Source organism: Streptomyces sp. NPDC022552 (assembly GCF_055561875.1).
Genome location: NZ_JBVHGJ010000001.1, coordinates 213,545 through 226,265 on the forward strand (window position 1 = coordinate 213,545; position 12,721 = coordinate 226,265).

The 12,721-nt window shown below is 72.8% G+C and carries 9 protein-coding genes; 8 read left to right on the plus strand and 1 reads right to left on the minus strand.

Annotation, left to right across the window (positions count from 1 at the left end):
- The first annotated feature begins 53 nt into the window (after positions 1-53).
- Positions 54-2,465: an MFS transporter gene (locus ACZ3OF_RS01050; RefSeq protein WP_467301936.1), complete on the plus strand. Its 2,412-nt coding sequence runs from the start codon at positions 54-56 to the stop codon at positions 2,463-2,465.
- A 13-nt stretch (positions 2,466-2,478) separates the two neighbouring features.
- Here ACZ3OF_RS01050 and ACZ3OF_RS01055 read toward each other — a convergent pair whose 3' ends face one another.
- The gene (locus ACZ3OF_RS01055; protein WP_467301938.1) at positions 2,479-3,555 is read right to left on the minus strand and encodes a hypothetical protein; all 1,077 of its coding nucleotides are present in this window, start codon (positions 3,553-3,555) and stop codon (positions 2,479-2,481) included.
- Between the two features lie 258 nt (positions 3,556-3,813).
- On the opposite strand from ACZ3OF_RS01055, the gene ACZ3OF_RS01060 reads away from it, so the two are divergent.
- From ACZ3OF_RS01060 to ACZ3OF_RS01090, 7 genes are all read left to right on the plus strand, one after another.
- Positions 3,814-6,174 carry a collagenase gene (locus ACZ3OF_RS01060; protein ID WP_361667021.1) on the plus strand — a complete coding sequence of 787 codons (2,361 nt, stop codon included), beginning with the start codon at positions 3,814-3,816 and terminating at the stop codon, positions 6,172-6,174.
- A gap of 105 nt (positions 6,175-6,279) precedes the next feature.
- Complete coding sequence (locus ACZ3OF_RS01065; RefSeq protein ID WP_361667019.1) at positions 6,280-7,455, plus strand: NAD(P)/FAD-dependent oxidoreductase; 1,176 nt, start codon at positions 6,280-6,282, stop codon at positions 7,453-7,455.
- 32 nt (positions 7,456-7,487) lie between these two features.
- Positions 7,488-7,802, plus strand: a complete 315-nt coding sequence (locus ACZ3OF_RS01070) for a (2Fe-2S)-binding protein (protein WP_361667018.1) — start codon at positions 7,488-7,490, stop codon at positions 7,800-7,802.
- On the plus strand, positions 7,783-9,243 hold the full coding sequence (locus ACZ3OF_RS01075) for an FAD-dependent oxidoreductase (RefSeq protein WP_467301942.1): 1,461 nt from the start codon (positions 7,783-7,785) through the stop codon (positions 9,241-9,243). Before ACZ3OF_RS01070 ends, ACZ3OF_RS01075 begins: the two co-directional genes overlap by 20 nt.
- 69 nt (positions 9,244-9,312) lie before the next feature.
- Entirely contained in the window at positions 9,313-10,221 is a 909-nt protein-coding gene (locus tag ACZ3OF_RS01080) for a dihydrodipicolinate synthase family protein (RefSeq protein WP_361667015.1), read from the plus strand.
- Positions 10,222-10,274: 53 nt separating this feature from the next.
- Positions 10,275-11,279 carry a proline racemase family protein gene (locus tag ACZ3OF_RS01085; RefSeq protein ID WP_361667013.1) on the plus strand — a complete coding sequence of 335 codons (1,005 nt, stop codon included), beginning with the start codon at positions 10,275-10,277 and terminating at the stop codon, positions 11,277-11,279.
- The gene (locus ACZ3OF_RS01090; RefSeq protein WP_467301946.1) at positions 11,276-12,697 is read left to right on the plus strand and encodes an aldehyde dehydrogenase family protein; all 1,422 of its coding nucleotides are present in this window, start codon (positions 11,276-11,278) and stop codon (positions 12,695-12,697) included. The genes ACZ3OF_RS01085 and ACZ3OF_RS01090 overlap by 4 nt, the downstream gene beginning before the upstream one ends.
- Positions 12,698-12,721: the final 24 nt, after the last annotated feature.

The following is a 12,721-nucleotide window of genomic DNA, read 5'->3' on the forward strand; positions in this document are numbered from 1 at the left end:
CGCCCAATGCGAAGAATGGCGCGGCGCTGATGTCGTGACGAGGGGAGCAGCACGTGGGTGCGATCACGCTGGTGAAGGACGAGGCACCGCGCGTCGCGGACGATCCGCCCTCCGGCCAGGCACCGGTGCCCCCGGCCGAGGACGGCGCCCTCGATCCCCGCCGCGTCCGGCTCGTCTTCTTCGGCCTCATGCTCGCGCTGCTGCTCGCCGCGCTGGAGCAGATGATCGTCGCCACCGCCCTGCCGAAGATCGTCGGCGAACTCCAGGGCCTGGACCGGATGTCGTGGGCGATCACGGCCTACCTCCTGACCGCCACCATCGGCCTGCCGGTCTACGGAAAGCTCGGCGACCTCTTCGGCCGCAAGGGCGTCTTCCTCTTCGCCATCGTGGTCTTCGTCATCGGCTCGGCCCTGGCCGGCTGGTCACGCTCCATGGACGAGCTCATCGCCTTCCGCGCGGTCCAGGGAGTCGGCGCGGGCGGCCTGATGATCGGCGTCCAGGCGATCATCGCGGACATCGTCCCGGCCCGGGAACGCGGCCGGTACATGGGACTCATCGGCGCCGCCTTCGGACTCGCCTCCGTCGCGGGCCCTCTGCTCGGCGGCTTCTTCACCGACCACGTCTCCTGGCGCTGGTGCTTCTACTTCAACGTGCCCTTCGGCCTCGTCACCCTCGCCGTCGTCGCCGTGGTGCTCAAGCTCCCCAGGCCGAAGACCCGGGCCAGGCTCGACGTCCTCGGTTCGGTCCTGCTCGCCGCCGCCTCCACCTGCCTGGTCCTGCTGACCAGTTGGGGCGGGACCGAGTACGCCTGGGACTCCCGGGTCATCGTCGGTCTCGCCGCCGGAGCGGCCGCAACCACCCTGCTCTTCCTCGTGGTCGAGCACTTCGCGCCCGAACCCCTCATCCCGCTGCGGCTGTTCCGCGACTCGGTCTTCACCGTCACCAGCCTCGTCGGCGCGGTCGTCGGCATCGCGCTCTTCGGCGCCGCCAGCTATCTCCCGACCTTCCTGCAGATGGTGGAGGGCGCAAGCGCCACCGAGTCCGGCCTCCTCATGCTGCCGCTGATGGGCGGGATCGTCCTCGCCTCGATCGTCTCGGGGCAGCTGATCACCCGCACCGGCCACTACAAGATCTATCCGGTGCTCGGCGGAGCCGTCTCCGTCGTCGGCATGTGGCTGCTCTCCCGGATGGAGACGGACACCCCGCGCCTCCACCACAGCGTCTGGCAGGCCGTCCTCGGTGTCGGCATCGGCCTGGTCATGCCGGTCCTGATCCTCGCCGTCCAGAACTCCGTACGCCCCGGCGACCTCGGCACCGCCACCAGCGCCCACAACTACTTCCGCCAGATCGGCGGCAGCGTCGGAGCCGCCGTCTTCGGCACCCTCTTCGCCTCGCGGCTCGACGACGCCCTCGCCGACTCCCTGCCCCATACGGCCGGAACGCCGCTGCCCGCCGCCGAATCGATCACACCTCAGGCGGTGCACGCCCTGCCGCCCGCCCTGCGCGACGCCTACATCCAGGCGTACGCGGACGCGATGCCGCGCATCTTCCTCTACCTCGTGCCGGTCCTGGTGCTCGGCCTCGTCCTCGCCTTCTTCCTCAAGGAGCAACCGCTGGTGTCCCACCACACCCCCACCACCGAGGCCCCCACCGGCGTCCCGCGCGCCCGCGCGGCCGCCGCCCCCGCCGCCTCCGGCGGCCGCACCGCGGGGCTCCCGGTCTGCGGCACGGTCCAGCACCACGACGGCAGCCGCGTCCCGCGCGCGGCCCTGACCCTCATCGACGTCCAGGGGCAGCAGATCGGCCGCGGCGGCAGCGGCGAGGACGGGCGGTACGCCCTGAGCGTTCCCGGGCCCGGCTCGTACGTCCTGATCGCGGCGGCCGGCGGCCACCAGCCGCAGGCCGTCTCCGTCACCGTCGGCGAACGGCCGGTGGAACTCGACGTCGTCCTCGGCGGCGCGGGCCGCCTCGCCGGCTCCGTCGTGACCGCCGACGGCACCCCCGTACGGGACGCGGCGGTCACCCTCACCGACGTACGCGGCGAGGTCGTCGCCTCGACCCGCAGCGGACGCGAGGGCGGTTACGTCATGACCGAGCTGGTGGCGGGGGAGTACACGCTGGCCGCCAGCGCCCCCGCCTTCCGGCCGGCCGCGCTGCCGGTCAGCGTGCAGGCCTCCCGCGAGACCCGCCAGGACATCGAGCTGGCGGGCGGCGCGGTGCTGCGCGGGACGGTGCGCGCGGGTGGCGGACGGCCCGTCGAGGACGCGCGCGTCACGCTGCTCGACGCGGCCGGGAACGTCGTCGACACCCTGACGACGGGGCCGGACGGCACCTTCCGGTTCGTGGACCTGTCGTCGGGCGAGTACACGGTGATCGCGGCGGGCTACCCGCCGGTCGCGACCGTGCTGCAGGTCGCGGGCGGCGGACGCACCGAACGCGACCTGCAGCTCGGTCACGAGGACTGAGCCGGGCAGCGCGTCAGGAGGCGGCGGTCGCCCTGCGCAGCGTGTCGATGCAGCTGCTGATCGCCGCCTGAAGGGCTTCGAGGCGCTGGAGCATGTCGTCCTCGACGACGTCCTCCTCCAGGACCTCGTCGAGCGTCAGCTCCTCGAAGACCTTCGTCGCCTTCTGCAGGCTGTTGTAGAACTTCGTCCGGCGTTCCTGGACACGCAGCGCGGGATCGGCCTCGACGGCCTCGGCGACCATCCCCTTCACCGCGTCGTACGCCTCGCCGGCCCACTCGCCCGCCCCCTCGGCGTCGTCGAGCTCGTCGATCAGGGAGAGGTGCCGCTCGGCCTCGGCGCGCAGCGCGGCCGGCGCCTCGACCGTCTGCCCGGCGGGCGTCCTGATCTGGCCCTTCTCCGCGATCTGCCGGACGTACGCGATCCGGTCGACCGCCTTGGCCTCGCCGGCCACGGCCTTCTTCAGCTCGTCGGTCCTGGCGATGGCGCGGGCCATCTCGGTCTGCAACGCCGGGTCCTCCTTCATCCGGTCGAGCAGCGCGCCACGCGCCGCCTCGGCCGTGCCCGGGTCGGCGAGGATCGCGGCCCGCAGGGCGGTGGGGTTCTCCGCGACCTCCAGCGCCTTCGTCGGCCGGATGCCCTCGGCCTCGGCCGCGGCGGTGATCGCGTGTCCGCGCACGGAGGAGGCGCTGGAGCGTGAGGAGTAGTACGACAGCCAGACGTCGGCCTCGGGCAGCTCGATGTCCTCGCCCGGGACCAGCGCCTCGAACTGCGGGACGAGGCCGTCGTCGGCGGCCATGTCCCAGGCCTTGTAATACCGCATGACGCGCTCGGGGGAGCACTCCGCGAGCTCGGCGAAGGCCTTCGCCGACACCTTGGCGCCGGAGACGCCGGACTCGTCCGCCGCCTGCCCGCCGGGCCGCACACTGCGCGCCACCTTCAGCGCGAACGCCCATCCGCCGGTGCGGGCGTAGACCCCGAACTCACGGGCGTCCCTGACCACGACGTCGGGCACGTCCTGGACGACGAAGTCCGTGGTCTCGGCCCCGGGGGCCTCGGGGGCTGCTTCGGTGGCGGCGATCGCGGTGGTCAACGAGGGGTCTCCTGACGGCACGGGGGCGGGGCGGGTCGGCAACACGCGCCGACAAGCCTATACGCACACGTCGGGGTGATTTGACCTACTTCGCGTCCGGTGCGGGCCGGGAAGCCGATGGCGCCCGAGGGGTTGTCAGTGCAATTTCACATTACTATGTTACAGCGCACACGGCACGGTGAGTGTCCGTCACATGCCGTGCGAACCACAACAGTTCTCGCTCCACCCCCACAGCCACCCCCTACAGCAGGAGTTCTGTTGTCCATCCACAGACGCGTGCGCTCGTCCCTGCTCGCCTCCGCGATAGCGGTCACCCTCCTGGCCTCTGCCGGTCAGACCGCCGTCTCCGCGGCCGGTACGGACTCCCCGACCACTCCCGCCACCCCGGCCCGGGCGCTCGGCGCGGCCGCGCCCCAGGCCGGGCAGGGTGCCAACCCCTTCGACGAGGTCGAGCACCTCGCCGCCGTCCCGCGTCAGAGGTTCGGGCCCGCCCCCGCCCCCGGCGGTCTCGCCACCGGCCGCGTTCCCGGCCGGGCGGACGCCGCCACCACCGTGCGGGCCCGGACCGCGGCCGTCACCACCACCGCGGCCGGCGTCCCCTGCACGCTCGACGGGATCACGGGCCTCGCCCCCGAGGCGTTCGCCGACTTCCTCGCCGACCCGGCCGTCACCGCCGACGGCTGTCTGCGCGGCCTCGTCTGGACCTGGGACGCCCGGCTCGCGCCCGTCATGTCCGACGCCCACGTCCAGGCCGTCTCCCGCCGCATATCGAGCCTGGCCGCCGCCCACGACGGCCGGAACTCCTCCCACCTGGAGGAGATGTTCACCTACCTGCACGCCGTCGCCTACCACGACTTCTCGCGCGACGAGATCGACGTCACCGACGCCCCGACCGTCGACGCCATGCGCCGGGGCATCGCCGACCTCGGGGGCGCCGCCCGCACCTTCGACGTCACCCCGAGCAACGCCCGCACCCTTCGCGAGGCCCTCTACGCCGCCAGCGCCCCGGGCCTGCGCCACCACCAGCTCGCGCTGATCAAGAACGTGCTCGCCACCATGGGGCCCGACCGCCCGGCCACCCACGGGGACGCCGGCTGGGCGGGCGCCGCACTGGCCGCCCTGTCCGTCAACTACCTGGGCGTCTACCCGGGCAACCAGGACACCGCCTTCCACGCGGCGGCGGCCGCCGACCCCGCCTACCGGGCCGCCTTCAAGGCCTTCGCCGGGTACACCCACCTCAAGGGCGGAGCCAATGCCTGGGTGACCCGCGACGCCCTCGGCGAGTACGGCCGCTTCGGCCAGATCGAGGGGCTGAAGGACTCCGTCGTCGCCGACCTCGGCGGACTGGTCGGCCCGGTCAGGAACGACTGGGGCGCCGGCAGCGCGCCCTGGGCGAGCCTCGTCTCCTGGCTCAACTTCTACGAGGCCTGCAAGCCGTACGGGGTGTGCAAGGACGACATCGAGAAGCAGATCTTCCCCTACACGTACACCTACGACAACGGGGCGATCAAGGTCCGCACCGGTCTCGACCGGGCCACCGTCGACCAGCTGTACTACGCGAGCAAGCAGGTCAAGGCGCAGTACCACCGTGTCCTCGGCACCGAGCAGCCGCTCGCCGGCGACCCCAACACCAGCCTGAACATCGTGCTGTACGGCTCCCGCGCCGACTACGAGAACTACCACCCCGTCCTGACCGGGATGGACACGAACAACGGAGGCATCTACATCGAGCGGGGCGCCACCTTCTACACGTACCAGCGCCGCGTGCCACAGGACTCCTCCCTCACCCTCGAGGAGCTGTTCCGGCACGAGTACGTCCACTACCTCAACGGCCGGTTCGCCGTCCCCGGCTTCTTCGGCGAGGGCCCCTGGTACGAGGGCGACCGTACGACCGCGATGGACGAGGGCACGGCCGAGTTCTTCGACGGCGCCACCCGCGACAACGGCATCGCCGTCCGCAAGTCGCTCGTGCGCAGCATCATCGGCGACACCGCGGGCGGCAACCCGCGGATGAACGTCGAGCAGATCCTCAACGCCACCTACGACGGCGACGGCTTCCGCTTCTACAGCTACGCCGGCACGTTCTTCGAGTACCTCTGGACCGAGAAGCCCTCGCTGCTCCGCGAGATGTACCGCCACCTGCGCAACAACGACGTCCAGGCGTACGACTCCTGGCGTCACCGGACGGGCGCGGACACCTACGTCCAGCGTGGCTACGACCGCTTCCTCGACGCGCAGATCGCCAAGGTCGACGACCTCTACGTCCCGAACACCACCTACACGCCCAACGACCGGCTGCGCGACTCCACGCTCGCCGCCGTCAGGTCCTCCTTCGCCACCGCCACGTACAACACGCCCGACTGTGTCGAGAACGGCGACCCGGGCAAGCGCCGGTTCACCTGCACCGGACGGATCACGGCCAACCTCACCAAGTGGTCCAGCGACGACCAGAACTTCAAGGACATGTCCGAGACGGTCGACTACTTCATCCTGGACCGGGCCGGTGCGGCCTCCACCAACCTGGCCGACATGAACTGCAGCTTCGGACCCGTGGAGATCTGGTCCAACAGGACTGCCGGAACGTCGAGCTACAGCTGTGAGGGCCCGCTGCGCAGCTGACCCCCGCCTGATCCCTCAGGGCCGGTCCTCCTCGTACGGGGGGCCGGCCCTCCTCGTCCTGCGCGGGGTCTTGGCGAAACCAATGCAATGTGAAATATTACTGACGTGCTCACGAGAAACAGCTCGGACGTCATCGTCGTCGGTGCGGGCGTCGTCGGCGCGGCCTGCGCCCACTATGCCGCCCGGGCCGGCCTCACCGTCACCGTCGTCGACCGCGGCCCCGTCGCGGGCGGCACCACGGGTGCGGGGGAGGGGAACCTCCTGGTCTCCGACAAGGAGGCCGGGCCCGAACTCGAACTGGCCCTGATCTCAGGAACCTTGTGGCGGGAGCTGGCCGAACTGCTCCCGCCGGAGATCGAGTACGAACCCAAGGGCGGACTGGTCGTCGCCTCGACGGAGGACGGCATGGACGCCCTGCGGGCGTTCGCCGCCGGACAGGGCAAGGCCGGGGTCGACGCCGTGGAGGTCCCGGCCGGGCTGCTGCACGAGCTCGAACCCCACCTGGCACCCGGCCTCGCGGGAGGCTTCCACTACCCGCAGGACGCCCAGGTCATGCCCGCCCTCGCCGCCGCACACCTGCTGCGCGCGAGCGGGAGCCGGGGCGGTGGCCGGGGGGCCGTTCGGCTCAGGCTCGGCGAGGAGGTCCTCGCGGTCCTCACCGGATCCTCGGGCGAGGTGCGCGGAATCCGTACCTCGGCGGGCGAGCTCCACGCCCCCTACCTGGTCAACGCCGCCGGAACCTGGGGCGGTGACCTCGCGCGCCTCGCCGGAGTGGAGCTTCCCGTCCTGCCCCGCCGGGGTTTCGTCCTGGTCACCGAACCGCTGCCGCGCGTGGTGCGCCACAAGGTCTACGCGGCCGACTACGTGGCCGACGTGGCCAGCGGATCGGCCGCGCTGCAGACCTCGGCGGTGGTCGAGGGCACCCCGGCCGGCCCGGTCCTCGTCGGCGCCAGCCGGGAGCGTGTCGGTTTCGACCGCACCCTCTCCACCGAGGTGCTGCGGCGCCTGGCGGCCGGTGCCGTCCAGCTCTTCCCGGTGCTCGCCGGGGTCCGGGCGATCCGGACGTACGCGGGCTTCCGCCCGTATCTGCCGGACCACCTCCCGGCGATCGGCCCGGATCCGCGCGTCCCCGGTCTGCTGCACGCCTGCGGACACGAGGGCGCCGGGATCGGACTCGCTCCGGTGACCGGGCAGATCGTCGCCCGCTGTCTCACCGGGGGCGAACCCCCGCTCGACATCGGTCCGTTCAGGCCCGAGCGATTCGCTTCCGTGCCCTCCTGAACCCGCACACCCGTCACGAGAGGAGGGGCCCCGTGGCCCGTACCCCCACCGACCTGGTCGGGGCGCAGCCCGGTCCGCCGTTCGAGATCACCTTCGACGGCCGCCCGATCACCGCCCTGCCCGGGCAGTCCGTCGCCGCCGCGCTGTGGGCGGCCGGAATCCTCGCCTGGCGCACGACCCGGAGGGGCGGCCGGCCGCGCGGTGCGTTCTGCGGCATCGGCCAGTGCTACGACTGCCTCGCCACGGTCAACGGGCAGCCCAACCGGCGGGCCTGCCTGGTCCCCGTCCGCCCCGGCGACGCGATCACCACGCAGGAAGGGCACGGCCATGACCGCCTCGGGGTCTGAACGGCACGGGACGTACGACCTCGCGGTCGTCGGTGCGGGGTCCGCGGGGATCGCCGGCGCGGTCGCCGCGTCCGAACTCGGCCTGGCCGTCGCCCTCGTGGACGCCTGCCCGCAGACCGGCGGGCAGTTCTACCGGCATCCGTCACCGACCCTGGGCGCCGTGCGGCCCGAGGCCCTGCACCACGACTGGTCGGCCTTCCGCGACCTGAGCCGCCGCCTGGCGGACTCCGACGTGACCCACCTGGCCGGACACCATGTGTGGAGCCTGACCAGGAGAGACGCGGCGCCCGATGGCTTCTGGACGGTGCAGGCCGTCACCGGATCCGACGGCGCCGAGGAACGCCCCGCGACGGTACGTGCCCGCGCCGTCCTGCTCGCCACCGGGGCGTACGAGCGTCAGCTGCCCTTCCCCGGCTGGACCGTGCCCGGAGTCGTGGGGGCCGGGGGAGCGCAGGCCATGCTCAAGTCGGGCCTGGTGCTTCCGGGAAGGCGGGTGGTCGTGGCCGGAAGCGGTCCACTGCTCCTCGCGGTCGCCTCGTCGCTGGCCGCGGCCGGTGCGCGGGTGCCCGCCGTGGTGGAGGCCTCCGGATACCTGCGGTACGCCCGGAGTCCCCGGGCGCTCGTGGCCAACCCCCGCAAGGCCGCCGAGGCGCTGCTCCACGGTGGTGCGCTGCTGCGGCACGGCGTACGGCTCCGGACGCGCAGCGCCGTCACCGAGGTGCACGGCGTCGACCGTGTGGAGGCCGTCACCGTCTCGCGGCTCGACCGCGATTGGCGGCCCGTACCGGGGTCGGGCCGGCTGATCGCCTGCGACGCCCTGGCCGTCGGGCACGGACTGGTCCCCCAGATAGAGCTGGCCACGGCGCTCGGCTGTACCACCCGCCCCGTGCCGGACGGCACTCTGGCACTGACCCTGGACTCACTCCAGGAGACCTCGGTGCGCGGCCTCTGGGCCGCGGGCGAGGCCGGAGGCGTGGGCGGCGCGGAACTGGCGCGCACGGAAGGCGAGTTGGCGGGTATCGCGGTGGCGGTCCGGCTGCGGGGGAGTCACGCTCCCGGAAGCCGGATCCGAGAACTGCGGCGCCGCCGGGACCGGATGCGCGCCTTCGCGGACGTCATGGCCGCCGCCCATGCGCCCGGACCGGGGTGGCCGCGGTGGATGACGGACGAGACGGAGGTGTGCCGCTGCGAGGAGGTCACCGCCGGACGGGTCCGGGAGGCGGTCGCCGGACTCGGCGCGCGCGACGCGCGGACCGTGAAGCTGTTCACCCGGGCCGGTATGGGCTGGTGCCAGGGCCGGATGTGCGGGACGGCCGTGGCGTGCCTCGCCGCATCCGGAGCCGACACCACCGAAGCCCGGGCCGAACCCCCCGCAGGGCGCCGCCCGTTGGCCGTGCCGGTCCCGCTGTCGGCGCTGGCCGCGCTCGACGAGGAGCCCTAGAGGACCGCCCCTTGTGGGCGCGGCGGAATGCTCAATAAAATGTCACACCATACAGAAAGGTTCGTCGAGATGACCGGCACTTCCTGGACCGGCGCCACCCCCTGGCGCGGCATCATGGTCGCCACCACCCTGCCCCTGCGGGACGACCTCTCCGTCGACCACGACGCCTACGCAGCGCACGTCCGCCGGCTGATCGACAACGGCTGCGACGGAGTCGTCCCCAACGGTTCGCTGGGTGAATACCAGACCCTCACCGACGAGGAGCGCGCCCGCGTGGTCCGCACCGCCGTCGAGGCGGCGGGCGACGGGGCGCGCGTCATGCCCGGCGTCGCCGCCTACGGCAGCGCCGAGTCCCGGCGCTGGGCGGAGCAGGCGGCCGAGGCGGGCTGCGGCTCGGTGCTCCTGCTGCCCCCGAACGCCTACCGCGCCGACGAGGCGGCCGTACGCGCCCACTACGCCGACGTGGCGGCGGCGGGCGTGCCGGTGGTCGCGTACAACAACCCGGTCGACACCAAGGTCGACCTCACCCCCGACCTGCTGGCCCGGCTGTACGAGGACGGCTCCGTCGTCGCCGTGAAGGAGTTCAGCGGCGATGTCCGCAGGGCGTACGAGATCGCCGAACTCGCCCCGGAACTCGATCTGCTGATCGGCGCCGACGACGTCCTGCTCGAACTGGCCGTGGCCGGTGCCGTCGGCTGGATCGCCGGCTACCCCAACGCCTTCCCCGCCACCTGCGCGGAGCTGTACCGCGCGGCGGTCGCCGGTGACCTGGCCACCGCGCTGCCGCTCTACAAGTCCCTGCACTCGCTGCTGCGCTGGGACTCCAGGACGGAGTTCGTCCAGGCGATCAAGCTGTCCATGGACATCGTGGGCCTCCCGGGCGGCCCCACCCGTCCGCCGCGCCTTCCGCTCACGGGCGAGACGGAGGCCCGGGTGCGGACCGCCACCGAGAAGGCCGTGGCCGACGGCCACCACTGACCAGGACCCACGACGACCACGGCCCACCACACCCGCCCAGCGAAAGGAAGCCCGTGCGGACCCGTCATGTCTTCCACGCCGTCGACTCGCACACCGAGGGCATGCCCACCCGTGTGATCACCGGCGGCGTCGGGGTGATCCCCGGCGCCACCATGGCCGAGCGCAGGCTGCACTTCATCGAGCATCTGGACCATCTCCGCACGCTCCTGATGTACGAGCCGCGCGGGCACGCCGCCATGAGCGGTGCCATCCTCCAGCCGCCCACCCGGCCCGACGCCGACTACGGCGTGCTCTACATCGAGGTCTCCGGCCTGCTGCCGATGTGCGGACACGGCACGATCGGCGTCGCCACCGTCCTCGTCGAGACCGGCATGGTGCCGGTGAGCGAGCCGGTCACCACCGTGCGGCTCGACACCCCGGCGGGGCTGGTCACCGTCGACGTACGCGTCGAGGACGGAGCCGCGAAGTCGGTCACCCTCACCAACGTGCCCGCGTTCTGTGCCGGCCTGGACCGCAAGGTGACCGTGCCCGGACACGGAACGGTCACCTACGACCTCGCCTTCGGCGGCAACTTCTACGCCTTCGTCCCCCTGGACGACCTGGGGCTGCCCTTCGACCGCGCCCGCAAGGACGACATCCTCGCGGCCGGACTCGCCGTCATGGAGGCGATCAACGCCTCGCCGGACCGACCCGTCCACCCGGAACGGCCGGAGATCGAAGGGGTCAAGCACGTCTATCTCGCGGCCCCCGGCTCCGACGCCCGCCACTCCCGGCATGCCATGGCGATCCACCCCGGCTGGTTCGACCGCTCCCCGTGCGGAACCGGCACCTCGGCGCGGATGGCTCAACTCCACGCCCGGGGCGAGCTGCCGCTCGACCGCGACTTCGTCAACGACTCCTTCATCGGTACGAGCTTCACCGGCAGGCTCGTCGCCGAGACCGAGGTCGGCGGGGTGCCCGCCGTCGTTCCGACCGTGACGGGCCGGGCCTGGATCACCGGTACCGCGCAGTACTTCCTCGACCCTGACGACCCGTTCCCCGGAGGCTTCCTCCTGTGATCGCCCACCGCACCGACCGCCCTGATCCCGTGGATCTCACCGGCGGCCCGGTCCTCACCTCCCACAACCCGGCCGATCCGGCCGACGTCCTCCTGCGGATCCCGACCCCCGGCGCCTTCGCGGTGGCCGACGCGGTCGAACGGGCCCGCGCCGTCCAGACCGGCTGGCTGCGCGGCGGGGCGGCGGCCCGCTCCGCCGCCCTCGGCGCCGTCGCAGCGGCCGTCGAGGCCGCGGGGCCCGAACTCGCCGCACTCGCCGTACGCGAGGTCGGCAAGCCGCTCACCGAGGCCAGGGCGGAGGTCGCCCGTACCGTCGCGATCTGGCGCTACTACGCCCAGGCCCCCTTCGAGCCGACCGGAGCCGTCCACGAACCCGCGGCGGGGGCCGGACTCCTCCTGACCCGGCGCCGGCCGCACGGCGTGGCGGGGCTCATCACCCCGTGGAACTTCCCCTTCGCGATCCCGAGCTGGAAGGCGGCTCCGGCCCTCGCCGTCGGCAACGCCGTCGTGCTCAAGCCCGCCCCCGAGGCCACCGCGTGCGCGCTGCGCCTGGCCGAGATCGTCCAGAAGGAGCTGCCCGAGGGGGTGTTCACGGTTCTGCCCGGAGCGGCGACCGAGGGGAACGCGCTCGTCTCCGCCGCCGACGCCGTCTCCTTCACCGGCTCGACGGCCGTCGGCCGGGCCGTCGCCGCGTACGCCCTGGCCCGGGGGGTCCCGGTCCAGGCCGAGATGGGCGGGCTGAACGCGGCGATCGTGCTGCCGGACGCCGACATCGGACAGGCCGCCGCGCACATCGCAGCCGCGATCGCCGGCTACGCGGGGCAGAAGTGCACCGCCACCAGCCGGGTCGTCGCCGTCGGCGCCGCCCTCGACCCGCTGCGCGAGGCTCTCACCGAGACGCTGCGCACCGTCCCGGTCGGCGACCCGGCCGACCCGGCCACCGTCTGCGGTCCGCTCATCCACGAGCGGGCCCGTGACCGGGTCGCCGCGGCCCGGGAGGGGCTGCCCACGCTCGCCGTCGGCACGCTCGCTTCCGGTGGACCCGGCTGGTACACGGCGCCGACGCTGGTCGAGAAGGTGCCCCCCGGACATCCGCTGCTGCACGAGGAGGTCTTCGGCCCGATCGCCGCCCTGCTGCCCGCCGACGACCTGGCCCAGGCCGTCCGGATCACCAACTCCGTGCCGTACGGCCTGGTCACCTCGGTCCACACGGCCGATCTGAACACCGCCCTGCACGGCCTCGACGCGCTCGACACCGGGATGGTCCGGATCAACGCCCCTTCCACCGGCGTGGACTTCCATCTGCCGTTCGGAGGGTCCAAGGGATCGAGCCTCGGGCCGCGCGAGCAGGGACGGGCCGCGCTCGACTTCTATGCGTCGAGTCGCACCTACACCCTGTCACCTGCGGAAACAACGTGACATTGTACGGTGGTGGTCCAGAAC

Bases quoted from the DNA above. Each gene is read 5' to 3' on its own strand.
- ACZ3OF_RS01075 (WP_467301942.1), top strand. From the start codon at position 7,783: ATGACCGCCTCGGGGTCTGAACGGCACGGGACGTACGACCTCGCGGTC.
- ACZ3OF_RS01080 (WP_361667015.1), top strand. From the start codon at position 9,313: ATGACCGGCACTTCCTGGACCGGCGCCACCCCCTGGCGCGGCATCATG.